This is a genomic window from Variovorax sp. GW821-FHT06D12, assembly GCF_059419205.1.
In genome coordinates, this window is the sequence record NZ_JBWKRI010000003.1 from 170,716 (window position 1) to 194,722 (window position 24,007).

Annotated in this window: 25 protein-coding genes; 14 read left to right on the forward strand and 11 right to left on the reverse strand. The window is 70.3% G+C overall.

Features of this window, described 5'->3' with window-relative positions; all coding sequences use genetic code 11:
- Window positions 1–48 precede the first annotated feature (48 nt).
- A complete protein-coding gene (locus AC07SQ_RS11485; RefSeq protein WP_495271236.1) occupies window positions 49–1,254 on the forward strand; it encodes a M20 family metallo-hydrolase in 1,206 nt (401 codons plus the stop codon).
- A 32-nt stretch (window positions 1,255–1,286) separates the two neighbouring features.
- Here AC07SQ_RS11485 and AC07SQ_RS11490 read toward each other — a convergent pair whose 3' ends face one another.
- Window positions 1,287–2,492 carry a patatin-like phospholipase family protein gene (locus AC07SQ_RS11490; RefSeq protein WP_495271147.1) on the reverse strand — a complete coding sequence of 402 codons (1,206 nt, stop codon included), beginning with the start codon at window positions 2,490–2,492 and terminating at the stop codon, window positions 1,287–1,289.
- A gap of 107 nt (window positions 2,493–2,599) precedes the next feature.
- On the opposite strand from AC07SQ_RS11490, the gene apbC reads away from it, so the two are divergent.
- The 4 genes from apbC to tsaA all read left to right on the forward strand — a co-directional run bounded on the left by apbC (window position 2,600) and on the right by tsaA (window position 5,610).
- Entirely contained in the window at window positions 2,600–3,691 is a 1,092-nt protein-coding gene (apbC, locus tag AC07SQ_RS11495) for an iron-sulfur cluster carrier protein ApbC (protein ID WP_062478984.1), read from the forward strand.
- Window positions 3,692–3,766: 75 nt separating this feature from the next.
- Complete coding sequence (locus tag AC07SQ_RS11500; RefSeq protein WP_139700229.1) at window positions 3,767–4,717, forward strand: LysR family transcriptional regulator; 951 nt, start codon at window positions 3,767–3,769, stop codon at window positions 4,715–4,717.
- Window positions 4,718–4,768: 51 nt separating this feature from the next.
- Window positions 4,769–5,116 (forward strand): winged helix-turn-helix domain-containing protein, encoded by a 348-nt coding sequence (locus AC07SQ_RS11505; RefSeq protein ID WP_062478989.1) that lies wholly within the window; start codon window positions 4,769–4,771, stop codon window positions 5,114–5,116.
- Entirely contained in the window at window positions 5,113–5,610 is a 498-nt protein-coding gene (gene tsaA / locus AC07SQ_RS11510; protein ID WP_495271146.1) for a tRNA (N6-threonylcarbamoyladenosine(37)-N6)-methyltransferase TrmO, read from the forward strand. The genes AC07SQ_RS11505 and tsaA overlap by 4 nt, the downstream gene beginning before the upstream one ends.
- Here the strand turns inward: tsaA and AC07SQ_RS11515 are convergent.
- Window positions 5,571–6,251: a nitroreductase family protein gene (locus AC07SQ_RS11515; RefSeq protein ID WP_492741186.1), complete on the reverse strand. Its 681-nt coding sequence runs from the start codon at window positions 6,249–6,251 to the stop codon at window positions 5,571–5,573. The genes tsaA and AC07SQ_RS11515 overlap by 40 nt on opposite strands.
- Window positions 6,248–6,487 (reverse strand): hypothetical protein, encoded by a 240-nt coding sequence (locus AC07SQ_RS11520; protein WP_070061480.1) that lies wholly within the window; start codon window positions 6,485–6,487, stop codon window positions 6,248–6,250. The genes AC07SQ_RS11515 and AC07SQ_RS11520 overlap by 4 nt, the downstream gene beginning before the upstream one ends.
- A 115-nt stretch (window positions 6,488–6,602) precedes the next feature.
- On the opposite strand from AC07SQ_RS11520, the gene modB reads away from it, so the two are divergent.
- The 6 genes from modB (at window position 6,603) to fdhD (ending at window position 12,493) form a co-directional block, all read left to right on the forward strand.
- Entirely contained in the window at window positions 6,603–7,292 is a 690-nt protein-coding gene (gene modB, locus AC07SQ_RS11525) for a molybdate ABC transporter permease subunit (RefSeq protein ID WP_062479002.1), read from the forward strand.
- Between the two features lie 28 nt (window positions 7,293–7,320).
- Window positions 7,321–8,070 carry a molybdate ABC transporter substrate-binding protein gene (gene modA / locus AC07SQ_RS11530; protein WP_307586203.1) on the forward strand — a complete coding sequence of 250 codons (750 nt, stop codon included), beginning with the start codon at window positions 7,321–7,323 and terminating at the stop codon, window positions 8,068–8,070.
- The gene (locus tag AC07SQ_RS11535; RefSeq protein ID WP_495271145.1) at window positions 8,067–8,858 is read left to right on the forward strand and encodes an ABC transporter ATP-binding protein; all 792 of its coding nucleotides are present in this window, start codon (window positions 8,067–8,069) and stop codon (window positions 8,856–8,858) included. The genes modA and AC07SQ_RS11535 overlap by 4 nt, the downstream gene beginning before the upstream one ends.
- Before the next feature lie 80 nt (window positions 8,859–8,938).
- Window positions 8,939–11,281 (forward strand): FdhF/YdeP family oxidoreductase, encoded by a 2,343-nt coding sequence (locus tag AC07SQ_RS11540; RefSeq protein WP_495271144.1) that lies wholly within the window; start codon window positions 8,939–8,941, stop codon window positions 11,279–11,281.
- On the forward strand, window positions 11,278–11,568 hold the full coding sequence (locus AC07SQ_RS11545) for a hypothetical protein (protein WP_495271143.1): 291 nt from the start codon (window positions 11,278–11,280) through the stop codon (window positions 11,566–11,568). Before AC07SQ_RS11540 ends, AC07SQ_RS11545 begins: the two co-directional genes overlap by 4 nt.
- A 19-nt stretch (window positions 11,569–11,587) precedes the next feature.
- Complete coding sequence (gene fdhD, locus AC07SQ_RS11550; RefSeq protein ID WP_495271142.1) at window positions 11,588–12,493, forward strand: formate dehydrogenase accessory sulfurtransferase FdhD; 906 nt, start codon at window positions 11,588–11,590, stop codon at window positions 12,491–12,493.
- On the opposite strand, the gene mnmH is transcribed toward fdhD, so the two are convergent.
- From mnmH to AC07SQ_RS11575, 5 genes are read right to left on the reverse strand one after another with little or no spacing between them, the layout of a single operon-like run.
- Entirely contained in the window at window positions 12,430–13,497 is a 1,068-nt protein-coding gene (mnmH, locus tag AC07SQ_RS11555; RefSeq protein WP_495271141.1) for a tRNA 2-selenouridine(34) synthase MnmH, read from the reverse strand. The genes fdhD and mnmH overlap by 64 nt on opposite strands.
- 35 nt (window positions 13,498–13,532) lie before the next feature.
- Entirely contained in the window at window positions 13,533–14,330 is a 798-nt protein-coding gene (gene phnE, locus AC07SQ_RS11560) for a phosphonate ABC transporter, permease protein PhnE (RefSeq protein WP_495271140.1), read from the reverse strand.
- The gene (locus AC07SQ_RS11565) at window positions 14,327–15,163 is read right to left on the reverse strand and encodes a PhnE/PtxC family ABC transporter permease (protein WP_369644444.1); all 837 of its coding nucleotides are present in this window, start codon (window positions 15,161–15,163) and stop codon (window positions 14,327–14,329) included. Before AC07SQ_RS11565 ends, phnE begins: the two co-directional genes overlap by 4 nt.
- Window positions 15,160–15,984, reverse strand: coding sequence for a phosphonate ABC transporter ATP-binding protein (locus AC07SQ_RS11570; RefSeq protein WP_495271139.1), 825 nt, complete (start codon window positions 15,982–15,984; stop codon window positions 15,160–15,162). The genes AC07SQ_RS11565 and AC07SQ_RS11570 overlap by 4 nt, the downstream gene beginning before the upstream one ends.
- A gap of 13 nt (window positions 15,985–15,997) precedes the next feature.
- Entirely contained in the window at window positions 15,998–16,861 is an 864-nt protein-coding gene (locus AC07SQ_RS11575) for a putative selenate ABC transporter substrate-binding protein (protein WP_062469048.1), read from the reverse strand.
- Window positions 16,862–16,972: 111 nt separating this feature from the next.
- On the opposite strand from AC07SQ_RS11575, the gene selD reads away from it, so the two are divergent.
- The 3 genes from selD to AC07SQ_RS11590 all read left to right on the forward strand — a co-directional run bounded on the left by selD (window position 16,973) and on the right by AC07SQ_RS11590 (window position 22,302).
- Entirely contained in the window at window positions 16,973–18,052 is a 1,080-nt protein-coding gene (selD, locus tag AC07SQ_RS11580) for a selenide, water dikinase SelD (protein WP_062469051.1), read from the forward strand.
- Window positions 18,053–18,212: 160 nt separating this feature from the next.
- On the forward strand, window positions 18,213–20,729 hold the full coding sequence (locus tag AC07SQ_RS11585) for an ABC transporter permease (protein WP_495271138.1): 2,517 nt from the start codon (window positions 18,213–18,215) through the stop codon (window positions 20,727–20,729).
- 106 nt (window positions 20,730–20,835) lie between these two features.
- The gene (locus AC07SQ_RS11590) at window positions 20,836–22,302 is read left to right on the forward strand and encodes an AAA family ATPase (protein ID WP_159274914.1); all 1,467 of its coding nucleotides are present in this window, start codon (window positions 20,836–20,838) and stop codon (window positions 22,300–22,302) included.
- A gap of 39 nt (window positions 22,303–22,341) precedes the next feature.
- Here the strand turns inward: AC07SQ_RS11590 and AC07SQ_RS11595 are convergent, their stop codons facing one another.
- The 3 genes from AC07SQ_RS11595 to AC07SQ_RS11605 are packed head-to-tail and all read right to left on the reverse strand — an operon-like array spanning window position 22,342 to window position 23,881.
- On the reverse strand, window positions 22,342–22,665 hold the full coding sequence (locus tag AC07SQ_RS11595; protein WP_495271137.1) for a type II toxin-antitoxin system RelE/ParE family toxin: 324 nt from the start codon (window positions 22,663–22,665) through the stop codon (window positions 22,342–22,344).
- On the reverse strand, window positions 22,662–22,934 hold the full coding sequence (locus AC07SQ_RS11600; RefSeq protein WP_070061494.1) for a type II toxin-antitoxin system Phd/YefM family antitoxin: 273 nt from the start codon (window positions 22,932–22,934) through the stop codon (window positions 22,662–22,664). The genes AC07SQ_RS11595 and AC07SQ_RS11600 overlap by 4 nt, the downstream gene beginning before the upstream one ends.
- Window positions 22,935–22,978: 44 nt before the next feature.
- Window positions 22,979–23,881: a LysR family transcriptional regulator gene (locus tag AC07SQ_RS11605; protein WP_495271235.1), complete on the reverse strand. Its 903-nt coding sequence runs from the start codon at window positions 23,879–23,881 to the stop codon at window positions 22,979–22,981.
- Window positions 23,882–24,007: the final 126 nt, after the last annotated feature.

Genomic DNA, 24,007 nt, shown 5'->3' on the forward strand with positions numbered 1-24,007 from the left:
GCGCAGACGCAATGGCTGCAACGCGAAGGCATCGCCGAGGCGGCGCTGATGGCGCGCATCGACGCGCACGCCGCCATCGGCGCGACGGCGCAAGGCGGCGTCTGCCGCATCGCGCTCACCGACGCCGACCGCGCGGGCCGCGACCGGCTCGTGCAATGGATGCGCGACCTGGGCCTCACCGTGCGCATCGACCGCATCGGCAACATCTTCGGCATCCGCCCCGGCCAGCTGCCCGATGCCCGACCCGTGATGACCGGCTCCCACATCGACACCGTCGCCACGGGCGGGCGCTACGACGGCAACTACGGCGTGCTGGCGGGCCTGGAGGTGGTGCGCTGGCTCAACGAACGCCAGCGCCAGACGCTGCGCCCCTTCGTGGTCGCGGCTTTCACCAACGAGGAGGGCGTGCGCTTCATGCCCGACATGATGGGTTCGCTGGTGCATGCGGGCGGCCTGGCGCTCGAGGCGGCGCTCGACACCGTCGCCACCGACGGCGCGCGGCTGGGCGACGAACTCGCGCGCATCGGCTACGCGGGCGACATGGCCTGCGGCGTGCTGGTGCCGCATGCGTTCGTCGAACTGCACATCGAGCAGGGCCCGGTGCTGGAGGCAGGGGGCGTCACCATCGGCGCGGTGGCCGACCTGCAGGGCATCTCGTGGCAGGAGATCGTCGTCACCGGCCAGTCGAACCACGCGGGCACCACGCCCATGCACCTGCGCCACGACGCCGGCTACTGCGCCGCCGCCATCGCGGTGTTCGTGCGCGAGCTGGCGCGCCGCTACGGCGGCAGCCAGGTCGCGACCGTCGGCGCGATCGACCTGCACCCCAACCTCATCAACGTGATCGCGGCGCGTGCCACGCTCACGGTCGACCTGCGCAACACCGACGAGGCGACGCTGAAGGACGCCGAAGGAGAGTTGGCCGACTACCTGCGGCAACTCGAAACTACCGAAGGCGTGACCATCGAAGCCCGCACGCTGGCGCGCTTCGAGCCGGTGCAGTTCGATGAACGGCTGGTGCGCCTCGTCGAGGCCAGCGCGCACGCCCGCGGCCTGAGCCACCGCCGCATGACCTCGGGCGCGGGCCACGACGCACAGATGATGGCGCGCATCGCGCCCGCCGCCATGGTCTTCGTGCCGAGCGTGCGCGGCATCAGCCACAACCCGAAGGAGCACACGGCGAGCGCCGACCTGGCGCAGGGCGCGAACGTGCTGCTGGACGTGGTGCTGGGGCTGCTGGACGAGGCGGACTGAGGGACAGGGGGCTCAGCCGGCCGCGTGCGCTGTCACTTCGGCACCCACCCGAAGAACCGCAGCACCTCGTCGCGCTGGCGCATCGCGTCCGCGCGCCCCAGCGCCATGAGCTCGCGCGTGTAGGCCGACTCGAACAGCAGGTAGCTCGCGAGCGCGCCGCCCTTCACGTCGGCGGCGACCTTCGAGCCGCCCAGCAGGTGCCGCACGGCGCCCGGCAGCGCGTCGACGTGGCGCGCCGCGATCATGTCGATGCGCTCCGACGGCGAGATCACCAGCAGGTCGAGCGGGCGCAGCGTGCTCGCCGCGCGTGCCTCTTCGGGAATGAGGCCCAGCGTGTGGTTGATGCGGCGCAGGCGCTCGATGTCAACCGCCAGCGCATCCAGAAAGATGCTCGACAGCGCATGGCCGGCGATCTGCGCCATGGTCGGGTAGCCGCTGTGGGTGTTGGGCGCATCCTCGTCGCGCGGCTCGTGCATGCGGCCCGCGCCGATCACCACGATGCGCTGCGCGCCCAGGTGGATCGCCGCCGCGATGGGCGCCGACTGGCGCATCGAGCCGTCGCCGAAGTACTCGGTGTGGCCGGGCGGCATGGGCAGCGCCGTGGCCGGGAACACGAAGGGAATGGCCGACGAGGCCATCAGGTGCGCGTGCGTGATGCGGTCGCGCACCGACAGGCGCTGCGAGCGCACCCAGGGCTCCATCGGCACGGCCGCCTCGAAGAAGGTCACGTGCTCGCCCGAGCTGTAGCTCGACGCCGTGACCGCCAGCGCCTGCACGTGGCCCTGCTGCATGAGCTGCGGCAGGCGGTCCAGCGGTACCAGGCGTTGCAGCAGGCCGGCCAGCGGGGAGTTGTCCAGCAGCGACTTGGGCTTGATGCGCATCCAGTTGGCCGCAAAGCGCCCCAGCCCGAGCAGCATGCGCCAGCGCGCGCCGCTGCCGAGCACCGAGAGCGAGTCGGCGCGGTAGATCTGCTCGGCGCGGAACTCGCCCCAGACCTGCGCGATGTGCGCGACCACGCGGTCGAAGTCGTCGGCGCCGCAGGCCAGCGCCGCGGCGTTGATGGCGCCGGCCGAGGTGCCTGTGATGATCTGGAACGGGTTGCCGCCGCCGATGGCCGCACCCGCCGCCACGGCGTCGCGCCGGATCTCGGCGATGGCTTCGAGCACGCCGACCTGGTAGGCGGCGCGGGCGCCGCCGCCTGTCAGCAGCAGGCCGGTGGCGGGGCTTGTCTCGGGCATTGCGTCGGTGTCTTTTCTTCTTCGGCGTTTTTCGGACGGGAAATGAGCGCGTCCCGGTACGGGCTTGGCGGGCGGAATAGACTACCCGCCATTCAGGAGTTTGATCAATGGCACTCACCCCCGACGGGCTCATGGACGCACTCAAGAGCGTCACGGACCCTAACACCGGCAAAGAATTCGCAGCGACCCGCTCGCTCAAAAACCTGCAGATCGCCGAGGGCGATGTCTCGTTCGACCTCGAACTCGGCTACCCCGCCAAGAGCCAGCACGCGGCCATCCGCAAGTCGCTGGTGGCCGCGGCCAAGGCCGTGCCGGGCGTGGAGAACGTGTCGGTCAACATCGTCACCAAGGTCATCAGCCATGCGGTGCAGCGCGGCGTGCAGCTGATGCCCAACGTGCGCAACATCGTGGCGGTGGCCTCGGGCAAGGGCGGCGTGGGCAAGAGCACCACGGCCGCCAACCTGGCGCTGGCGCTGGCCGCCGAGGGCGCCAGCGTGGGCCTGCTCGACGCCGACATCTACGGCCCGAGCCAGCCCATGATGATGGGCCTGGACGGACGCCCCGAGAGCATCGACGGCAAGAATATGGAGCCCAAGGAGCGCCACGGCGTGCAGGTGATGTCGATCGGCTTCCTGGTCGACGCCGACCAGGCCATGATCTGGCGCGGCCCCATGGCCACGCAGGCGCTCGAGCAGCTGCTGCGCCAGACCAACTGGAAAGACCTCGACTACCTGATCGTCGACATGCCGCCGGGCACCGGCGACATCCAGCTCACGCTGAGCCAGCGCGTGCCGATGACCGGCGCGGTGATCGTCACCACGCCGCAGGACATTGCGCTGCTCGACGCGCGCAAGGGCATCCAGATGTTCGAGAAGGTCGGCGTGCCGATCCTGGGCATCGTGGAGAACATGGCGGTGCACATCTGCTCCAACTGCGGCCATGCCGAGCACATCTTCGGCGCCGACGGCGGCAAGAAAATGGCGGCCGAGTACCAGATGGCCTACCTGGGCGCGCTGCCGCTGGACATCAACATCCGGCTGCAGGCGGACAGCGGGGCGCCCACGGTGGTGTCCGATCCCGACGGCGAGGTGGCCGGGCTCTACAAGGCCGTGGCGCGCAGCGTGGCGGTGGGGATCGCGGAGAAGGCGAAGGACTTCTCGGCGAAGTTCCCGACGATCTCGATCAGCAAGAACACCTGAGGCCGAGGCGGGGCAGGGCGAGGGCCTGTGCAGGCGCCCCGAACGAGAGCCCCAAGAAGAAAAAGGACGCACGCAATGAACCTGCTCGCCTCGATGCGCTACCTCGTCGCACTCAGCGAGCACAAGCATTTCGGCCGCGCCGCGCAGGCCTGCCACATCACGCAGCCGGCCCTGTCCAACGCGCTGCGCGCGCTGGAAGGCGAGTTCGGCGTTGTCATCGTCAAGCGCTCCCGCGTGTACGTGGGCCTCACGCACGAAGGTGAGCGCGTGCTGGCCACGGCGCAGCGCATGCTGCGCGACAACGAGGTGCTGCTGCAGGAGCTGCGCAGCGAGGCCGGCGACCCGCGCGGGCGGCTGCGCATGGCCGCCGTGCCCACCGCGATCCCGATGCTGTCGCGCTTTGCCGCCATGCTGCAGCAGCGCCATCCGGGCATCGTGCCGGCCGTGCTCTCCATGAGCTCGCAGGAGCTGGAAACGGGCCTGGAGAATCTCTCGGTCGACCTCGCCCTGGGCTACACCGAGCGCATGCACCTGCCGGGCGTCAAGCTCAAGGCCTGGCCGCAGAGCATCGAACACTACTTCCTGCTGCGGCGCGCGAAGAAGCCCTCCGCCGACCGGCTGCGCATCGGCCGCCCCATCGCCTGGGCCGAGGCCGGCAAGCTGCCGCTGTGCCTGCTCACGCCCGACATGCACAACCGCGCCATCATCGACCAAGCGCTGCGCGAGGCTGGCGTGGCCGCGGTGGCGCCCGCCATCGAGACCAACTCGGTGCTCACGCTCGCGCTGGCCGTGAGCGCGGGCACCGTCAGCAGCGTGCTGCCCGGCGCCATGGTGGCGGCCGTGCGCAGCCACCGCGAACTGGAGGCGCTGCCGCTGGTGGCGCCCGAGGTGCGCACGCCCATCGGCTTCATGACGCAGGAGGGCGTGCGGCCCGCGCGGGCGCTCGATGCGGCGCTGGCCTTCTTGCAGACGCCCGAATGGCAGGCGCAGGCGCGCCAGCACAGCGGCGCGCTCGACGCCGCGTAGCCCGGCCCACGGGTGCCGACGGCACCTGGATGGTTTACCCTTCGCGCCATCATGAAATCCAAAGCCCAGTTCCGCCTGCGCATCTACCGGGACGACACCATCGCCATCGGCCCCGGCAAGATCGCCGTGCTCGAAGCCGTGGCCGAGACCGGTTCGATCTCGGCGGCGGCCCGCCTGCTCGGCATGTCGTACCGCCGCGCGTGGATGCTGATCGACGAGATGAACCAGACGCTGGCCTCGCCGGCCGTGAACACCGCCGCCGGCGGTTCGCGCGGCGGCGGCACGGCGCTCACGCCCGTGGGCGAGGACATCGTGAAGCGCTACCGCGCCATCGAGAACGCTGCGCGCCTCGCGACGGCGGCGGACGTTCGCGCGCTCACGCGCCTGCTGGCCCCATGAACGCCGCCGACATCGATCCCGTCGTCTGCCGCCCGGTCGGCATCGTGCGCAGCCGCTTCACCGAAACCTCGGGCATGCCCATCCAGACAGCCGGCGCACCCGACGAAGTGGGGCGCCTGGAGGTGTTCACCGAGTTCGCGCCGGGGCTGCGCGACATCGAAGGCTTCGACTACCTGATCCTCGTGACGCACCTGCACCGCTGCGCGCACGAGCGGCTCGAGGTGGTGCCCTTTCTCGACGACGCCACGCACGGCGTGTTCGCCACGCGCGCGCCCGCGCGGCCCAACCGGCTGGGCCTGTCGATCGTGCGGCTCACGGCGGTGGAGGGCACGACGCTGCATTTCAGCGGCAACGACATGATCGACGGCACGCCCGTGCTCGACATCAAGCCCTACGTGCCGCGCTTCGACGTGCGCGAGACCGAGCGCGTGGGCTGGTTCGGCGCGCGGCTCGATCAGCTGCCGCGCACGCGCTCCGACGGCCGGATGGACTGATCGCCGTCGGCTGACGCCTCGCCGGCCGCGCCCGGCAGCAGGTCGCCCTGCCAGCACGACCACACGTCCTGCGACAGCGTCTCGCGCGCCTGCGGCGGCGCCTCGCGGATCGTGCCCATGCTGATGAACCCCGCCAGGTACTCGCCCGGCTGCACGCCGACCTGGCGCACCAGCGTCTCGTCGAAGCAGCGCTCGCCGCTGAGCACGATGGCGCCGTAGCCCAGTTGGTGCGCGGCAGCCAGCAGGTTGCCCAGCGCCGCGCCGGCGCCCAGCCACTGCTCGCGCGCGGGGATCTTGCTGCGCTCGCGTGGCGACACCACGAAGCCCAGCAGCAGCGGCGGGCGCGTGGCGTGCTCGCGGGCGCGCCGCAGGTCGGTCGGGCTGGCGAGCGGATCGCGGCGCAGCTTTTCCTGTTCGAAGCACCAGGCCAGCGCCTCGCGGTTCTGCGGGCGGAACTCGATCACGCGCCACGGATGCAGCCCGCCGTGGTCGGGCGCGCGCAGGCCGGCCTGAAGGATGGCGTCGAGTTCGTCGGGGTTCGGGCCGGGCGATTGCAGCCGCCGCGGCGACACCGAGCGCCGCGTCAGCAGGACTTCGAGGATGCGTTCCGCACCCGTCATGTGGCGCCACATGGTGGTCATTGCTCGCGCCGGTCGGTCCATGCGGCGCTGCGGCGCAGCACCTCGCCGATGTCCTGCGCGTCGCCCGGCGCCACCAGGAACGACTGGCTCTCGCCGCCCGGCGCAATGATCGACAGCACGAAGCCGCCGGCGTCCAGCGTGCGCTCGATGCGCCATTCGTGCACCTGCGTCACATGGCGAAGCTCGGGCCTGCCGGAGGTCGAGCGGACAACGGTGTCATGAGGGGAAAGGCGCATGGGGCGGATGGACAAAGTCTCCAACGCTGTATTCGCCAGTATATGAAGACCGGCGCATCCGTGCATCCCCGTGGGAACCAGAAGGCCGCTCATGTAACAATTACGCCGTATCTCAATGAACACGACGACCACCTCTTCGCTGATCGCCACCACCGACTGGTCGCCGCTGGTCCTGTCGCTGCAGGTCGCGGCGGTCGCGACCTTGCTGGCGCTGGTCGCGGGCGTGGCGCTGGGCTGGGTGTTCGCGCGCAAGCAGTTCGTCGGCTCGGGCGTGCTCGAGGCCGTGTTCATGCTGCCGCTGGTGCTGCCGCCCACGGTGATCGGCTACGCCATCCTGGTCGCGGCGGGGCGCCGCAGCCCGCTCGGCGCCTGGCTGCGCGAGCACTTCGACTACACCATCATCTTCAGCTGGCACGGCGCCGTGGTGGCGTCGGCCGTGGTCGCGCTGCCGCTGGTGCTCAAGTCGGCCAGCGCCGCGTTCTCGAACGTCGACCGCTCGCTCGAAGCCGCCGCGAGCACCTTGCGCCAGTCGCCGTTCTCGGTGTTCCTGCGCGTCACGCTGCCGCTGGCCTGGCCCGGCATCCTGGCCGGCACGCTGCTCGCGTTCGCGCGCGCCATGGGCGAGTTCGGCGCCTCGCTGATGGTGGCCGGCTCCATTCCCAAGCAGACCCAGACCCTGTCGATGGCCATCTACGACGCCGTGCAGGCCGGCCACGACGACCTGGCGCTGCTGCTGGTGGTCGTCACGTCGGTGCTGTCGATTGCCGTGCTGGTGGTGTCGAACCGCTTCTTTTCGCTTCGTTGATCCCCCCTTTTTCCAGGAGACTGTGCCCATGCGTCCGTTGCGTCTTTTGTCCGTCGTGCTTGCCCTGGCCCTGCCGCTTGCGGCCGCCGCGCAGCAGATCACCGTGTCCGCCGCCGCGAGCCTGACCGATGCGTTCAAGGAAATCGGTCCCAAGTTCGAAGCCGCCAAGGCGGGCAGCACCGTGCGCTTCAACTTCGCGGCCTCGGGCGTGCTGCTGCAGCAGATCGGGCAGGGCGCGCCGGTCGACGTGTTCGCCAGCGCCGACCAGGAGACGATGAACCGCGGCAACGACCAGAAGCTCATCGACACCGCCACCCGCAAGGACTTCGTCACCAACAGCCTCGTGCTGGTCGAGCCTGCGCAGGGCGCCGTCGGCCTGAAGTCGCTGCAGGACCTGAGCGGTGCGAACGTGAAGAAGATCGCCGTCGGCAAGACCGCCACCGTGCCGGTCGGCCGCTACACCAAGCAGGTGCTGGACAACGCCAAGCTCTGGACCGCGCTCGAACCCAAGTTCGTGCAGGCCGACAGCGTGCGCCAGGTGCTCGACTACGTGAGCCGTGGCGAGGTCGAGGCGGGCTTCGTGTACCGCACCGACGCGGCCGTGGCCGGCGACAAGGTCAAGGTCGCCTTCACGCCCACCGGCCACACGCCCGTGACGTACCCCATCGCCGTGGTGGCCGAGAGCAAGCAGAAGGCGCTGGCCGGCGACTTCATCGCCTTCCTCGCGACACCGGCCGCGCAAGAGGTGCTCACGCGCTACGGTTTCGGCAAGCCATGATCGATGTCGATCTGCAGCTCACGGTGAAGGACGGGGCCCGGCGCTTCGACCTCGCTGTGCGCTTCCAGACCGACGTTCCCTTTGCTGCGCTGTATGGCCCCTCGGGGGCCGGCAAGTCGCTGACCCTGCAGGCCATCGCTGGCCTGCTGCATCCGTCGGCGGGCCATGTGCGGCTCGATGGCCGCACGCTGTACGACGCGGCGCAGCGCATCGACGTGCCCGCGCCGGCGCGCCGCATCGGCTACCTGTTCCAGAACTACGCGCTGTTCCCGCACCTCACGGTGCGCGAGAACGTGGCCTTCGGGCTCACCGCGTGGCACCGCCGCACGCTGCCGGCCCGCGACGCCGAGCGCGTGCAGGCGCTGCTGGCCAGCTTCGGCCTCGCCGCGCTGGCCGACAGCCGGCCGCAGAAACTCTCGGGCGGCCAGCAGCAGCGCGTGGCCCTGGCGCGCGCACTGGCCTGCGAGCCGCAGGTGCTGCTGCTCGACGAACCCTTTGCCGCGCTCAACCCCATGCTGCGCGCCGAGCTGCGCAACGAGCTGGCGCAGGTGCGCAAGCAATGGGGCATCCCGGTTTTGATGATCACGCACGACATCGAGGACGTGCTCGCGCTGGCCGACGTGGCCTTTGTCTACAAGGACGGGCAGGTGGTGCGGGAGATCGACCTGCACAACGCCGAGAGCCGCGACTTTGCGCTGCGCGAGATTGCGGGGGTGCAGGAGGTCGAGGAGACGCCACTGCGCAGCAAGCTGCGGGGTTTGCTGATGGGTGGCGCGCGCGAGGCCTGAGCCTTCGTCATTTCCATTTTGAATCGCCGCATGTCGCGATTCAATTTGACGCCACGCCCCCACAGGCCAACACTGCCGCCATGAGCGAGCAGAAGATCGAGTTTTACAAGGGCCCCGCCGGTGGCTGGGGCGCGTTGCGCAGCGTGACGAATGCGCTGCTGCGGCAGGACATTCCGGTCAAGGGCGCGAAGACGCTGCTCTCGGCCAACCAGCCCGACGGTTTCGACTGCCCCGGCTGCGCCTGGCCCGACCGCAACCATGCCTCGACCTTCGAGTTCTGCGAGAACGGCGTGAAGGCCGTGGCCGCCGAGGCCACCGCGCGGCGCGCGGGCCCGGAGCTGTTCGCGAAGCACACGGTGGCCGAGCTGGCGCAGCAGAGCGACTTCTGGCTCGAAGACCAGGGCCGGCTCACGCACCCCATGGCCTACGACGCGGCCAGCGACAAGTACGTGCCCATCGACTGGGACGACGCCTTCGCGCGCATCGCGCAGCACCTGAACGCGCTGCCCGACCCGAACCAGGCCATCTTCTACACCTCGGGCCGCGCGAGCAACGAGGCGGCCTTCCTGTACCAGCTGTTCGTGCGCGAGTACGGCACCAACAACTTCCCCGACTGCTCGAACATGTGCCACGAGCCCAGCGGCAGCGGCATGCGACCGCAGCTGGGCGTGGGCAAGGGCACGGTCACGCTGGAAGACTTCGAGAAGGCCGACGCGATCTTCATCTTCGGCCAGAACCCGGGCACCAACCACCCGCGCATGCTCGGCGAGCTGCGCGCGGCCTCCAAGCGCGGCGCGCGCATCGTGAGCTTCAACCCGCTGCGCGAGCGCGGGCTGGAGCGCTTCGCCGATCCGCAGGACAAGCTCGAGATGGCCACGCTGGGCTCCACGCCGATCAGCACGCACTACTTCCAGCTGCGCGTGGGCGGCGACTTCGCGGCGGTGAAGGGGATGATGAAGCACGTCATCGAGCGCGAAGACGCGGCGGTGGCGCGCGGCGAGCCTTCGGTGCTCGACCACGCATTCATCGCCGAGCACACCCTGGGTTTCGAGGCGCTGGCCGACGACCTGCGCGCCGAATCGTGGCCGCTGCTGGCGCAGGAGTCGGGCCTGAGCGAAGCGCAGATCCGCGCGGCGGCCGACGTGTACCTGGGCGCGAAGCGCGTCATCGCCTGCTGGGGCATGGGCATCACGCAGCACCAGCATTCGGTGGCCACGATCCAGATGATCGGCAACTGGCTCATGCTGTGCGGCCACATGGGCCGCGAAGGCGCGGGCGCCTGCCCGGTGCGCGGCCACAGCAACGTGCAGGGCGACCGCACCATGGGCATCTGGGAAAAGCCGCCGGCCGCGCTGCTCGACCGGCTGCAGCAGGTGTTCGGCTTCGAGCCGCCGCGCCAGAACGGCGTGGACACGGTCGAGGCGATCCAGCTCATGCTCGACGGCAAGGGCAAGGTGTTCTTCGCGCTGGGCGGCAACTTCGCGGCGGCCACGCCCGACACCTACCAGACCTGGAAGGCGCTGCAGCAGTGCGACCTCACGGTGCACGTGACGACCAAGCTCAACCGCAGCCACATCATCCACGGGCGCGAGGCGCTCATCCTGCCGTGCCTGGGCCGCACCGAGATCGACATGCAGGCCAACGGTCCGCAGGGCGTGACGGTCGAAGACTCTATGAGCATGGTCCACATCTCGATGGGCATCAACCCGCCGGCGTCGGAGCACCTGCTGTCCGAGCCCGCTATCGTGGCGCGCCTGGCCGCGGCCACCATCGGCGCGCGCAGCAAGACGCCGTGGCTTTGGCTGGTGGAAGACTACGCCCGCATCCGCGACAAGATCGAAGCCGTGTTCGACGACTTCAAAGACTTCAACGCGCGCGTGGCGCATCCGGGTGGCTTCCGCCTGCGCAACACGGCGAGCGAGCGCGTGTGGGCCACCGCGTCGAAGAAGGCCGTGTTCTTCACGCACGCCGTGCCGCTGGACACGCACGCGCACCGGGCCCGCGCGCGCTTCGCGTCGCAGCGCGACACGCTGGTGTTCACGCTGCTCACCACGCGCTCGCACGACCAGTACAACACCACCATCTACGGCATGGACGACCGCTACCGCGGCGTGTTCGGCCAGCGCCGCGTGGTGTTCATCCACGCCGACGACATCCGCCAGCTCGGCATGAAGGACGGCGACTGGGTCGACATCCAGACCGTGTGGAGCGACGGGCAGGAGCGGCGTGCCGACCGCTTCAAGCTGGTGGCCTACGACATCCCGCGCGGCAACCTCGCGGCCTACTATCCCGAGACGAACCCGCTGGTGCCGCTGTCGTCGGTGGCCGAGAACGCGGGCACGCCGACCTCCAAGTCGATCCCCGTGGTGCTGTCGCTGCATGTGGCGCCGGTCGCGGCGGAGGCCGACGCCGTGGCGGCATGAGCAGCGAAGCATTCGACGCCGACGCCTTTTCCATCGCGATCCTGCGCGCGCTCGCTGAAGCCCCGGGCGAGGGCGGCATGTCGCTGCCGCGCCTGGGCAAGCGGCTGGGGCAGGGCGCGAGCGTGGTCATGCGCCAGCTCACGCTGATGGGCGATGCCGCGCTGGGAGGCGTGCCCGGACCGGGCTGGGTGCGCGTGGTGCAGCTGGACGATCGCTGGGTCGCGCACCTCACCGACGCCGGGCGCGCGGTGGTCGACAGCCTGCCGGCTGACGAACACTCCGACTGAGCGGACAATGGCCGCGGCCATGACAGACACCCCCGAACCCGACGCCCTGCCGCCCCTCGCGCGGCATGCCGTGCACGTCTTCGGCGAGCGCGGCCTCGCGCCCGAAGGCGTGGTGCGCGACGACACGCTGGCCGCCGAGGTGCCGGTGGCGCTGGTGTTCAACGGCGTCTCGCACGCGGTGATGATGGCCACGCCACAAGACCTCGAAGCCTTCGCGCTGGGCTTTGCGCTCAGCGAAGGCATCCTCGACAGCGCTGCCGATTGCCGCGGCATCGACGTGCGAACGGTCGAGGCCCTCGATGCGGGCCTGCCCGAAGGCATGCCGGGCATCGAGGTGCAGCTCGAAGTGTCCACGCGCAGCTTCGAACGCCTGAAGGACCGGCGCCGCAGCCTCGCGGGCCGCACCGGCTGCGGCGTGTGCGGCGTCGAAAGCTTCGCGGGGCTCGACCTGTCGCCGCAGCGCGTGCCGCCGCGCGACTGGATCGAACGCATCGACCTCGCCACCGTGCTGCGCGCCTTCGCCGCCATGCCGCCGCGCCAGGTGCTCAACGCCGAAGCCGGCGCGATCCACGCGGCAGCCTGGGCCACGGTGGACGGCGAACTCACCGACCTGATGGAAGACGTGGGCCGCCACAACGCGCTCGACAAGCTGCTCGGCGCGCTGGCGCGTGCGAATCGGCTGCAGGAGCCAGGCTTCGTGCTGATGTCCAGCCGCGGCAGCCACGAGCTGGTGCGCAAGTGCGCGCGCCTGGGCATCGCGGCGATGGCGACCATCTCGGCGCCGACCGCGATGGGCGTGCGCATGGCCGAGCTCAGCGGCCTGCGGTTCTGGGGGCTGTGCCGCGCGCCGCGCGGCGTGCTTTACGCCGACGGGCTCGGGTCGCCGAGCGCCAGCACCGCGTCGGCCACGGCCTCGATGCCCTGATCCGAGAGGTCGGTCGACCCCACGCGCTGGCGCTTCGTCCACGCGCGAAAGTGCGTCTCCTGCGACTTCTGGTAGTGCGGGTCGTAGTGCAACGACATCAGCTCGGCGAACAGGTGCGGCAGGTCGGCCTCGTGGGCCCACTGCTGCCAGCGCGTCACCGTTTCCTTGCCCTGCAGTTCCTTGAGCACGCCCATCTTCTCGGCGAGCGCCGCGCGGTCGTCGCCCAGGTAGGCGTAGTCGCGCAGCAGGTAGGCCAGCCGCGCCTCGAGCGTGGCCTCCACCTCGATGCACGGCGCGGCGCGCATCTGCGCCACGAGCGACAGCGGCAGCGACAGCCGCCCGATGCGCACGCTCTCGCCCTCGACATACAGCGGGCGCGAGAGGTCGATGGCTTCGAGCACGGTCGCGATGCGCGTCTCGAACTGCTTTTGCGAGGGCTGCGGCACGCCCGGCAGCGCGCCGAGCAGCGAGCCCTTGTGGTTGGCGAAGTCTTCGAGGTCGAGCACCTGCGCGCCGCGTTCGGCCAGCGCGTGCAGCACGCGCGTCTTGGCGCTGCCGGTGGCGCCGCAGACCACGCGCAGGTCGAGCTGCGGCGTCAGCGCGTCGAGCTGCGAGATCACGTGCCGGCGAAAGCTCTTGTAGCCGCCCGCGAGCTGCTGCGCGTCCCAGCCCACGAGCCGCAGCCAGGTGACCATCGAGCCGCTGCGCATGCCGCCGCGCCAGCAGTAGACCAGCGGCTTCCACTTCTCGGGCCGGTCGGCCAGCGTGTCGCGCAGGTGCGTCGCGATGTTGGCCGCGACCATCGCGCCGCCGATGCGGCGCGCCTCGAAGGCGCCGGTCTGCACGTAGACCGTGCCGACGATGTGGCGCTCCTCGTCGTTGAGCACGGGGCAGTTGATGGCGCCGGGGATGTGGTCGAGCGCGAACTCGGCGGGCGAGCGGGCGTCGATGATCGAATCGAAGGCGTGGCGGTCCGCCACCCGAACGGGCTGGCGATGACTCATGGCTGAAGGGACCTCATGCCGCCATTGTCGGCCACTCAGGCGTAGGCGGGACCTAGGCCTTTTCGCAAGCGAGCACTCGCCAAGTCGACAAAGGTGACCAGCACGAACATGGCGATCAGCACCGTCATCGCCTGCTGCTGCTGGAAGATCGACAGGTGGAAGTACAGCAGCTGGCCCAGCCCGCCGCCGCCCACGAAGCCCAGCACGGCCGCCATGCGGATGTTCATTTCCCAGCGGTAGAGCGTGTAGGCCACCCACTGCGGCAGCACGATCGGCAGGCCGGCGTAGCTGAAGGCGGCGACCGGGCCGGCGCCCGAGAGCGCCAGTGCCTGCTCGGGCTCGCGCGGCGCGTTCTCCAGTGCTTCGGCGAAGAGGCGCCCGAGCACGCCGGTCGTGTGCAGCGACAGCGCCAGCGCGCCCGCGAACGGCCCGATGCCGGCGGCCAGCACCATCAGCGCGGCCCACACCAGCTCGGGCACGCTGCGCAGGAAGTTGAGCACGAAGCGCGCGCCATGGCGCAGCGGCCCGCCGATGCGCCCCGACGCCGGCAGCGCGAGCACGGCGCCCGCCATGGCGGCCAGCACGGTGCCCAGCGCCGACACGGCCAGCGTCTGCAGCGCGCCGTGGCCGACCTTGGCCAGAAATTCGGGCGACACGTCGGGCGGGAAGAACTCGGCGATGAACTTGCCCATGAGCTGGAGCGATTCGGCCGAGCCCAGCGCGCCGTAGTCGATGCCTAGGTAGACGAAGCTCGCGACCACGGCCGCGGCGATCAGTCCCACGGCGAGCCAGCAGCGCAGGCACAAAGGAGGGCGTGGCGGCAGCGTCGTCATGCCAGGAGCTTTCGCAGCGCGTTGCTCAGCATGTCCGCCAGCAGCACGAGCGCGAGGAACACCAGCAGGATGCTGCTGGCCTCGCCGCCGTTGAGCATCTTCATCGACTGGTCCATGAGCTGCCCGAGGCCGCCCGCACCCACGAAGCCCATCACCACCGAGGCGCGCACGGCGCATTCCCAGCGGTACACGGTGTACGAGGCCAGCTCCTGCGCCGTGTGCGGCAGCAGGCCGTAGCACAGCGCCGCGAGCCGGCCGCTGCCGCTTTCGAGCAGGGCGCGCGCGGGGCGCGTGTCGGTCGATTCGAGGATCTCGGCGTAGACCTTGCCCAGCATGCCGCCGTAGGTGATGGCCAGCGCCAGCACGCCGGCCGCAGGGCCGAGCCCGAGCGCGCGCACGAACAGCAGCGCCCACACGATCTCGGGAATGGCGCGCAACACCATCAGCAGCCAGCGCGCTGCTTGGCGGACGATGCCGGCCTGCACGCGACCGGGGCCGGGGCCGATGCGCGAGATGGAGAGCGCGCGCGTGGTCACGAAGCCCAGCGGCGCGCCGATCAGCAGCGCCATGGCCGTGCCGGCCGTGGCCATGGCCAGGGTCTCGAGCGTGGCCTTGGCGAGCAGCGCGAGAAAGGCGGGCGAGCTGTCGGGTGGAAAAAAGCCCGCAAGAAAACCGCCGATGACGGCGAGGTTGCCGCTGCCGAACAGCGCCCAGGGCTTGAATTCGGAGAGCGCGAGCATTGGCCACGCAACGGCCAGTGCCGCGAGCCAGCCGGCCAGGCGGCGGCCCGCGTGCGGATCGCGCAGGGCGGGGCGGGCGAGTGTCGCCGTCACGGGCAGTCCGGCCGGTGGAAGGTTGGCTCGGCGGTGCCGGCCACCGGCGCGACCGGCAGCGGCCCTTGCGTCGCCACGCCGCCTTCGCTCGCATAGAGCGCCTCGAGCAGCGCCGGCGTCACCTCGGCGGCCGGCAGGTCGAAGGCGACCTGCCCGTCGCGCATGCCCACGATGCGCGGAAACCAGCGCAGTGCCAGATCGACCGCGTGCAGCGACGCGACCAGCGTGGCGCCGGTCGATTCGCTCTGCGCCACCAGCTGGCCCACGGCCGCGTGCGCCAGCGTGGGGTCGAGCGCCGACACCGGCTCGTCCGCCAGCAGCAGCGCGGGGCGCTGGTACAGCACGCGCGCGATGCCCACGCGCTGCAGCTGGCCGCCCGAGAGGCGGTCGCAGCGGTCGAACAGCCGGTCTTCGAGCGCGAGCCGGGCCAGCGCCGCGTGCGCGCCCGCGATGTCGGACGGGTAGAAGAGCGAACCCAGCGCGCGTGCCGTCGACCACTGGCCGAGCCGGCCCGCGAGCACGGCCGTGACCACGCGCAGGCGCGGCGCGATCGGCGGGGCCTGGTGCACGGTGCCGATGCGCGCGCGCAGCTGCTTGAGCGCACGCGCCGACAACTGCCACGGGCGCTGGCCCAGCGCCTGCACCTGGCCTTCGCCGGGCCGCAGCGCGGCGCCGAGCACGCGCAGCAGCGTGGTCTTGCCCGCGCCCGAGGGCCCGATGACCGCGATGCGCTCGCCGTCGCGCGCGGCCAGCGTCACGCCGGCCAGCGCGCGCTGGCCGTTGGGGTGCACCACGCCCGCGCTGTCGAGCGAAAAACTCATCCGCGCATTCCGCTCACTTGATGAGGCCGGCCGACTTGCCCGCCGTCTCGATGCCGTCGTAGTTCGACGACTTGGTGGGAATGAACTTGCTCGCGCGCTGCAGCGCCATGATCTCCTTGTGCGCCGGGTTGGCCGGGTCCAGCTTCAGGAAGGCGTCGGTCAGCTTCTTCGTCACGGCGGCGTCCAGGCCCGGGCGCACGGTCCAGTTGTAGTCGTAGTAGGTCGGCGTGGTGGCCAGCACGCGCACCTTGGCGGCGTTGGGGTTCTTGGCCTCCACCAGCTTGTCCCACACCGAGGCGTTGAGCACGCCCGCTTCGGCGCGCGAGGCGGCCACGAAGGCCACGGTGGCGTCGTGCGCGCCCGAGAACGCGACGGTCTTGAAGTCCTTCTCGGGGTTGATGCCGGCCTGCAGCAGGAAGTAGCGCGGCATCAGGCTGCCCGAGGTGGATGAGGGCGCGCCGAAGGCGAAGGTCTTGCCCTTCAGGTCGGCCAGCGTCTTGGCGGGGCTGTCGATCGGCACGATGAACTTGCTGGTGAACACCTCGTCTTCCGCGCGCTGCACGATCGGCACCGCGCCGCCGTTGGTGCGGATGCGCGCCTGCACGAAGGTGAAGCCGCCCAGCCAGGCCAGGTCGATCTTGTTCGTCGCCAGGCCTTCGACCACGGCGGCGTAGTCGGTCACGGGCGTGAACTGCACGTCCATGCCGGTTTCCTTCTTCAGGTAGTCGCCCAGCGGCGTGAACTTGCGCTGCAGCTCGGTGGGCGCCTCGTCGGGAATGGCCGACACGCGCAGCACGCCCTGGGCGAAGGCGCCCACGGCGGTGAGGGACAGGGCCAGCGCGAGCGCGAGCCGGGACACGGTTTGTTTCGTTTGCATGGTGTGATGACGCGTTCAGTGGAAAAAGAAAAGGGTGTGTCGGGGCACTCGGGCAGACGGCGGTGCGGGCTTCGATAATCGCGGCTTGTTCCATTCGACCGACCCGCTGCCATGATCGAAGCCGCACCTTCCAAGCTCCTGAATCCGTTGGCGCCGCTGCGGCTCACCAGCTTCTCGCATGGGGGCGGCTGCGGCTGCAAGATCGCGCCGGGCGTGCTGTCGCAGATCCTCAAGAACCATGCGGGCGGGCTGATTCCGCCCGAGCTCATGGTCGGCATCGAGACCGCCGACGACGCGGCAGTCTACCGGCTCAACGACGAGCAGGCGCTGATCGCCACCACCGATTTCTTCATGCCCATCGTGGACGACCCCTACGAGTTCGGCCGCATCGCCGCGACCAACGCGATCAGCGACGTCTACGCGATGGGCGGGCGCCCGATCATGGCGCTGGCGCTGGTCGCCATGCCGATCAACCAGCTGCCGGTGGAAGTCATCGCCGAGATCGTGCGCGGCGGGCAGGACGTGTGCCGCGCGGCCGGCATTCCCATTGCGGGCGGCCACACCATCGATTCGGTCGAGCCGATCTACGGGCTGGTCGCGATGGGGCTGGTGCACCCCAAGCGCGTGCGGCGCAATGCCGACGCGCAGGCGGGCGACGTGCTGGTGCTGGGCAAGCCGCTGGGCGTGGGCGTGCTGTCGGCGGCGCTCAAGAAGCAGCAGCTGTCCGAGGCCGGCTACCGCCAGCTGATCGAGAACACGACCAAGCTCAACACGCCCGGCATCGCGCTGTCGGCGCTCGACGGCGTGCATGCGCTGACCGACGTCACCGGCTTCGGCCTGGCCGGCCACGCGCTCGAACTCGCGCGCGGCGCGGGGCTCGCGGCGGTGGTCGAGTGGTCGCGCGTGCCGCTGCTCGACAACGTGATCGCCATGGCCGGCGGCGGGCTGGTCACCGGCGCGTCGGGCCGCAACTGGGCGGGTTACGGCGCTGATGTGCAACTGCACGAGGGCCTGCCGGCCACCGCGCAGGCGCTCATGACCGACCCGCAGACCTCGGGCGGCCTGCTCGTGAGCTGCGCGCCCGAGGCGGTCGAGGCGGTGCTGGAGATCTTCCGCAACGAAGGCTTCGGGCAGGCGGCGGTCATCGGCCGCGTGGAAGCTGGCGCGCCGGGTCTCGTCGTGCTGCCCTGAGCCGGGGCGCCGCCGGGCGGGTGGGGTCGTCATCGACACGCGCTCCTTCGTTTTTTCGCATCGTGCGACAGGTCCGCGCAGCGGGCAACACCTGGCGGCCCCTTCATTCAATAACCCTTGAGTCCGCCGGTGCCGGTAGGCGTCGGCTATCGTTCGCGCCATGAACGCTTCCCTTCGCCTTGGCTGGCGCACGTTCTGGCGCGACCTGCGCGCCGGCGAGCTGCGCCTCTTGATCGTGGCCGTGGTGCTGGCCGTGGCCGCGCTCACGGCGGTCGGCTTCTTCGCCGACCGATTGCAGGGCGGGCTGCAGCGCGACGCGCGCCAACTGCTGGGCGGTGACGCGGTGGTCGTGAGCGACAACCCGACGCCCGAAACTTTCATTGCACAGGCGAAGTCGCTGGGCCTCGCGGGCACCGGCACCTTCGGCTTTCCCACCATGGCGCGGGCCGAAGAGGCGCAGGGCGGCGCCAGCAAGCTCGTGGCCCTGAAGGCCGTGACGCCGGGCTACCCGCTGCGCGGCAACCTGCAGACGGCCACCACGGCCGAGGGCGCGGGCACCGTGACGCGCGACGTGCCGGCGTCGGGCGAGGTCTGGGTCGATGCCTCGCTGCTCGACTCGCTGGGCCTGAAGGTCGGCGACACGCTGCTGCTGGGCGACACCGGCCTGCGCGTGGGCCGCGTGATCACGCTCGAGCCCGACCGGGGCGCGGGCTTCATGAGCTTTTCGCCGCGCGTGATGCTCAACCAGGCCGACGTGGCGCGCACCGGCCTCGTGCAGCCGGCCAGCCGCGTGGGCTACCGCTACGCCGTGGCGGGCGACGACGCCGCCGTGAAACGTTTCACCGAATGGGCCGACGCCACCATCAAGAAGGGCGAGCTGCGCGGCGTGCGGCTCGATTCCTTCGAGGGCGGCCGGCCCGAGATGCGCCAGACGCTGGACCGCGCCGAGAAATTCCTGAGCCTGGTCGCGCTGCTCGCCGCGCTGCTGTCGGCCGTAGCCGTGGCGCTGGCGGCGCGCGGCTTCGCGGCCAGCCACCTGGACGACTGCGCCATGCTGCGCGTGCTGGGCCAGAGCCAGCGCACCATCGCCGCGGCCTACGCCTTCGAGTTCGCCGTGATCGGCACCGTGGCCAGCGCGATCGGCGTGGCCATCGGCTTCGCCGTCCACTATGTGTTCGTGCTGCTGCTGGCCGGGCTGGTCGAGACCGCCTTGCCCGCCGCCACGCTGTGGCCCGTGGCCTTCGGCCTGGGCATGGGGCTCACGCTGCTGTTCGCCTTCGGCCTGCCGCCGGTGCTGCAGCTGGCGCGCGTGCCGCCGCTGCGCGTGATCCGCCGCGACGTGGGCGGGCTCAAGCCCGCGTCGCTCGCCGTGCTCGGCATCGGCGTGGCGGGCTTCGCGGCGCTGCTGATGGCGGCCAGCAGTGACCTCAAGCTGGGCCTCATTGCGGTCGGCGGCTTTGCCGGTGCCGTGGCCGTGTTCGCGCTGCTGAGCTGGCTCGCCGTGAAGGTGCTGCGCCGCAGCGTCAGCGAGACCACCGCGCCGCGCTGGCTGGTGCTGGCCACGCGGCAGATCTCGGCGCGCCCGGCCTACGCCGTGGTGCAGGTCAGCGCGCTCGCCGTGGGCCTGCTGGCGCTGGTGCTGCTGGTGCTGCTGCGCACCGACCTCGTGGCGAGCTGGCGCAAGGCCACGCCGCCCGATGCGCCCAACCGCTTCGTCATCAACGTGATGCCCGAGCAGAGCGAGGCGTTCCAGAAGACGCTGCGCGACGCGGGCGTCGCCAAGTTCGACTGGTACCCGATGATCCGCGGCCGGCTGGTGGCGATCAACGACAAGCCCGTGACGCCCGACGACTACACCGAGGACCGCGCCAAGCGCCTGGTGGACCGCGAGTTCAACCTGAGCAACAGCACCGAGGCGCCCGCGCACAACAGCGTCACCGCCGGCGCCTGGACGCCCGAGGCGAAGAACGAGGTGAGCGTGGAAGAAGGCCTGGCCGAGACGCTCGGCCTGAAGCTGGGCGACACCCTGCGCTTCGACATCGGCGGCATGCAGAACGACGCGCGCATCACCTCGCTGCGCAAGGTCGACTGGGGCTCGCTGCACGCCAACTTCTTCGTGATGTACACCGTGGCCTCGCTGGCCGACGTGCCCGTGACCTACATGGGCGCCTTCCGCGCGCCCGAGACGCGCGGCTTCGACAACGCGCTGGTGCGCAGCTTTCCCAACGTGACCAACGTCGACATGAGCGCCACCATCAACCAGGTGCAGCGCGTGCTCGACCAGGTGGTGCGCGCGGTCGAGTTCCTGTTCGGCTTCACGCTGGCGGCCGGGCTCGTGGTGCTGTTCGCCGCCGTCACCGCCACGCGCGAGGAACGTGCGCGCGAGTTCGCCGTGATGCGCGCCGTGGGCGCGCGCGCCAGCCTGCTGCGGCAGGTGCAGCGCGCCGAGCTGGTGGGCGTCGGCCTGCTCGCGGGCTTCCTGGCGAGCATCGTGGCCTCGGTGATCGGCTGGGGGCTGGCGCGCTACGTGTTCGAGTTCACCTGGACCGCCTCGCCGCTCGTGCCGGTGGCGGGCGCGCTGGCCGGCGCGGTGCTGGCGCTGGCGGCGGGGTGGTGGGGCCTGCGCGATGTGCTGCGCCGGCCGGTGGTCGACACGCTGCGCCGCGCGGCCGAGTAGGGCTGCGCAGCCCCGTACAGTTTTTTTCTTCCGCGATCGGCAGGACGGGGCCGGGGATGCAATACATTCCCCGGCCCCGTATTCAATTCAGAAGAGAAATTCCTGCATGCGCTTGGCGTCATTCCAGATCACCAACTATCGCTCGATCCACGACAGCGGCTCCATCGATTCCTCCCAGATCACAGCGATCCTCGGCCGAAATGACAGCGGCAAGTCGAACCTGCTGCGCGCGTTGCACAGCCTGAACCCGACCGACGGGCTCACGGCACTCAGCCCCATCAAGGACTTTCCGCGGCACCGCCGCCTGGACGAATGCACCGACGACACCCCGGTGGTGCACACGCGCTGGGACCTCGACGCCTCCGAACAGCTGGCACTCGCCGCCATCCTGCCGCGCGCGGCCGGCGTGCGCCAGGTCACGGCCGGTCGCGGCTACGGCGCCACGCGCACGACCGGCTTCGAGGGTCTGGGCCCGCTGTCGATCGACGTGAGCGACATCAAGGCCAAGGTGCGCAAGATCGTGCCCGCCGTGAAGGCCGCGGCCGAGAAGGTCGCCGACGAGTTGAAGGCGCCGCTCGAACAGGAGGCCGACGCCTTCGACGCCGCCATGATCCCGAGCCCCGACTTCGTCAAGTGGTCGGCTGGCGCGCTGCTGGCGCTGCAGGCGCTGCGCCAGGCGCTGGCCACGGCCGGCGCCGAGATCGCCGACAAGCAGGCGCAGATGCTGACCGAGCTCGAGGAGCTGGCACGCACGATCGACAACGACCAGCCCGCGCTGGCCCGCGCCCGCGCCTGGGTGCTGGAGAAACTGCCGCGCTTCATCTACGTCGAGGACTACGCCTCGCTGCCCGGCCGCCAGAACATCGCCGAGTACCTCACGCGCAAGGGCTGGGGCGAGCGCACGGCGGGCGAGCGCAATTTCGAGAAGCTGTGCCAGGTGGCGGGGCTCGATCCGCAGCAGCTGCAGGACCTGCTGGCGAAGAACGACCTGGCGACGCGCAATCAGTTGGTGAACCGGGCGGGCTCGGTCGTCACGTCGGAAATCCGCCGCGTGTGGAAGGACCGTGAACTCAAGGTCCGCTTCAACCTCGACGGGCAGCACCTGGAGACGCTGGTGTCCGACCCCAACGCCGCCTACGAGGTGGAAGTGAACCTCGACGAACGCAGCCGCGGCTTCCAGTGGTTCTTCTCGTTCTACGTCGCGTTCTTCGCGGACACGAAGGGCGCGGCCGATGCGATCCTGCTGCTGGACGAGCCCGGCCTGCACCTGCACGCGCATTCGCAGGCCGATCTGCTGGCGCACCTAGAGCACGACTTCGCCAACCAGATCCTCTACACGACGCACTCGCCGTTCATGGTGCCGACCCACCGGCTCGACGCGGTGCGCACGGCCCGCATGAGCGAGGCCGCCGGCACGACGGTGAGCAACAAGGCCGAGGGCGATGTGCGCACGCTGTATCCGTTGCAGGTGGCGCTGGCGCTGAGTCAGGCGAAGCCCGTGGCGCCTGTCGAGGCACCCGCCGTGACTGTCGGCGAACAGGCGGAGCGTCAGCTGGTGGAAGCGGCGGCGTAGGCGTACGCCGGGCGTCTCAGGCCGCGTGCTGCATCGGGCTCACACGGCGCCAACGAGGCGCCGCATGAGCACGCCCTTCAGGTCCCTGCGCGTGTCGCAGACGACGTGGATGTAGGCGGTGTCCAGTCGCACCTCGTAGATGATGCGGTTCATGCCCGAGATGACCTGCCGGTACTGGGCCGCGTTCAGGTCTTCCAGTTCCTCGGGAATCCGGCCTGCCTGGGGATGGGCCGCGATCATCGCGACGGATTGCTTGATCTTTGCGTAGCTCGCCGCCCAGGTGTCCGCGCCGAAGTTCTTGAGCAGGTAGCGCCTCAGGTCCTTCAGGTCGGCTTCGGCGGACCGCAGGAACACCACCTTCATGGGGCGTCTTCTTGGTCCAGGTCGGCGAACACATCGTCCGCGGACCGGAACTGGCCCTGTTCGATTTCGCGGTTGCCGAGTGCCAGCACTTTCAGCAGCGCGAGGGTCGCTTCCTGCTCTTCGAAGGAGCGGACATCCATCACCACGAGCTTGGCTTCGCCGTTCTGTGTGATGACCAGAGGCTCGCGGGTGTCCGAGAGGGTCTTCACGATGTCCGCGGCATGGCTCTTGAGATAGCTGATGGGTTTGACCTGCGTGGAGAAGTTCATGGGGTTCACCTGTGGTTGTCGATCGGACCGATTATGGTCTGAATTCAGTCTTTCGATGTTTCCGAGCCATCGTCCCTGAACATGTGTTCACTCGCGAAGTCGACAAACGCCCGCACCTTCGGCGACAGCTGCCGGCTCGACGGCCACAGCGCCGAGAACTGCCCCTGCCGCACGAGGTGCGCGGCCAGCACGCGCTGCAGCTCGCCACGGCGCAGCGCGTCGCGCGCCAGGAAGTCGGGCATGTACGCAATGCCCAGGCCCGCGACGGCGGCGCCCAGCATGGCTTCCATGTTGTTGCAGACCAGGCCCGGCGGCAGTTGGGGCGGCAGGCCGGGCAGGTCCCAGTCTTCGATCTTTCCGCCGGTCACGAACTTGTAGCGCAGGCAGCTGTGGCGGGCGAGGTCGGCCGGCACCTGCGGCACGCCGTGCTGCGCCAGGTAGGCCGGCGAGGCCGCGAGCACGAAGCTGAACGGGCCGAGCCGGCGCGCCACGAGCTGTGAGTCGACCAGCTCGCCGCTGCGGATCGCCACGTCGACGCCCTCGGCCACCACGTCGACCAGCCGGTCGTTGAAGTCGAGGTCGAGCTCGATCTCGGGAAAGCGCGCCTTGAACGCCGGCAGGATCGGCAGCAGAAAGCGGTAGCCGATGGTCGGCAGGCTCACGCGCAGGCGGCCGCGCGGTGTGGCGACGGCGTCCTGCAGCATGGCGCGCGCATCGCCGAGCTCGTCGAGGATGCGGCGGCAGCGCTCGTGGAACATCGCGCCCTCGGCCGTGAGCCGCACCTGCCGCGTGGTGCGGTGGAACAGCCGCACGCCCATCTGCGCCTCGAGCCGCGCGACGTTCTTGCCCACGGCCGAGGCCGAGATGCCCAGGTCGCGACCCGCCCGCGCAAAGCTCTGCAGGTCGGCCGCCCGCACGAAGGATTCGAGTCCGCTGAAGCTGTCCATGGGCTTGATTGGCAACCTGGGGTTGGCAGTGTGAGGAGCTGAGGGCCTATTTTCGTTTCATTGAATCCTTTTTATCTTCGCTTCACGCATTTCCTTCCTTTTCCTTCTCCCGCGTGAAAGCCCTCC

What these genes read in the sequence shown, in the direction of transcription:
- modB (WP_062479002.1), top strand. Translation starts at nt 6,603, where the DNA reads ATGAACACGACGACCACCTCTTCGCTGATCGCCACCACCGACTGGTCG.
- AC07SQ_RS11535 (WP_495271145.1), top strand. Translation starts at nt 8,067, where the DNA reads ATGATCGATGTCGATCTGCAGCTCACGGTGAAGGACGGGGCCCGGCGC.
- AC07SQ_RS11590 (WP_159274914.1), top strand. Translation starts at nt 20,836, where the DNA reads ATGCGCTTGGCGTCATTCCAGATCACCAACTATCGCTCGATCCACGAC.
- AC07SQ_RS11605 (WP_495271235.1), bottom strand. Translation starts at nt 23,881, where the DNA reads ATGGACAGCTTCAGCGGACTCGAATCCTTCGTGCGGGCGGCCGACCTG.
- AC07SQ_RS11585 (WP_495271138.1), top strand. Translation starts at nt 18,213, where the DNA reads ATGAACGCTTCCCTTCGCCTTGGCTGGCGCACGTTCTGGCGCGACCTG.
- AC07SQ_RS11505 (WP_062478989.1), top strand. Translation starts at nt 4,769, where the DNA reads ATGAAATCCAAAGCCCAGTTCCGCCTGCGCATCTACCGGGACGACACC.
- AC07SQ_RS11515 (WP_492741186.1), bottom strand. Translation starts at nt 6,251, where the DNA reads ATGACCACCATGTGGCGCCACATGACGGGTGCGGAACGCATCCTCGAA.
- apbC (WP_062478984.1), top strand. Translation starts at nt 2,600, where the DNA reads ATGGCACTCACCCCCGACGGGCTCATGGACGCACTCAAGAGCGTCACG.
- phnE (WP_495271140.1), bottom strand. Translation starts at nt 14,330, where the DNA reads ATGACGACGCTGCCGCCACGCCCTCCTTTGTGCCTGCGCTGCTGGCTC.
- AC07SQ_RS11520 (WP_070061480.1), bottom strand. Translation starts at nt 6,487, where the DNA reads ATGCGCCTTTCCCCTCATGACACCGTTGTCCGCTCGACCTCCGGCAGG.
- AC07SQ_RS11485 (WP_495271236.1), top strand. Translation starts at nt 49, where the DNA reads ATGGCGCGCATCGACGCGCACGCCGCCATCGGCGCGACGGCGCAAGGC.
- mnmH (WP_495271141.1), bottom strand. Translation starts at nt 13,497, where the DNA reads ATGAGTCATCGCCAGCCCGTTCGGGTGGCGGACCGCCACGCCTTCGAT.
- AC07SQ_RS11600 (WP_070061494.1), bottom strand. Translation starts at nt 22,934, where the DNA reads ATGAACTTCTCCACGCAGGTCAAACCCATCAGCTATCTCAAGAGCCAT.
- fdhD (WP_495271142.1), top strand. Translation starts at nt 11,588, where the DNA reads ATGACAGACACCCCCGAACCCGACGCCCTGCCGCCCCTCGCGCGGCAT.
- tsaA (WP_495271146.1), top strand. Translation starts at nt 5,113, where the DNA reads ATGAACGCCGCCGACATCGATCCCGTCGTCTGCCGCCCGGTCGGCATC.
- AC07SQ_RS11490 (WP_495271147.1), bottom strand. Translation starts at nt 2,492, where the DNA reads ATGCCCGAGACAAGCCCCGCCACCGGCCTGCTGCTGACAGGCGGCGGC.
- AC07SQ_RS11595 (WP_495271137.1), bottom strand. Translation starts at nt 22,665, where the DNA reads ATGAAGGTGGTGTTCCTGCGGTCCGCCGAAGCCGACCTGAAGGACCTG.
- AC07SQ_RS11500 (WP_139700229.1), top strand. Translation starts at nt 3,767, where the DNA reads ATGAACCTGCTCGCCTCGATGCGCTACCTCGTCGCACTCAGCGAGCAC.
- AC07SQ_RS11570 (WP_495271139.1), bottom strand. Translation starts at nt 15,984, where the DNA reads ATGAGTTTTTCGCTCGACAGCGCGGGCGTGGTGCACCCCAACGGCCAG.
- AC07SQ_RS11575 (WP_062469048.1), bottom strand. Translation starts at nt 16,861, where the DNA reads ATGCAAACGAAACAAACCGTGTCCCGGCTCGCGCTCGCGCTGGCCCTG.
- modA (WP_307586203.1), top strand. Translation starts at nt 7,321, where the DNA reads ATGCGTCCGTTGCGTCTTTTGTCCGTCGTGCTTGCCCTGGCCCTGCCG.
- AC07SQ_RS11545 (WP_495271143.1), top strand. Translation starts at nt 11,278, where the DNA reads ATGAGCAGCGAAGCATTCGACGCCGACGCCTTTTCCATCGCGATCCTG.
- selD (WP_062469051.1), top strand. Translation starts at nt 16,973, where the DNA reads ATGATCGAAGCCGCACCTTCCAAGCTCCTGAATCCGTTGGCGCCGCTG.
- AC07SQ_RS11540 (WP_495271144.1), top strand. Translation starts at nt 8,939, where the DNA reads ATGAGCGAGCAGAAGATCGAGTTTTACAAGGGCCCCGCCGGTGGCTGG.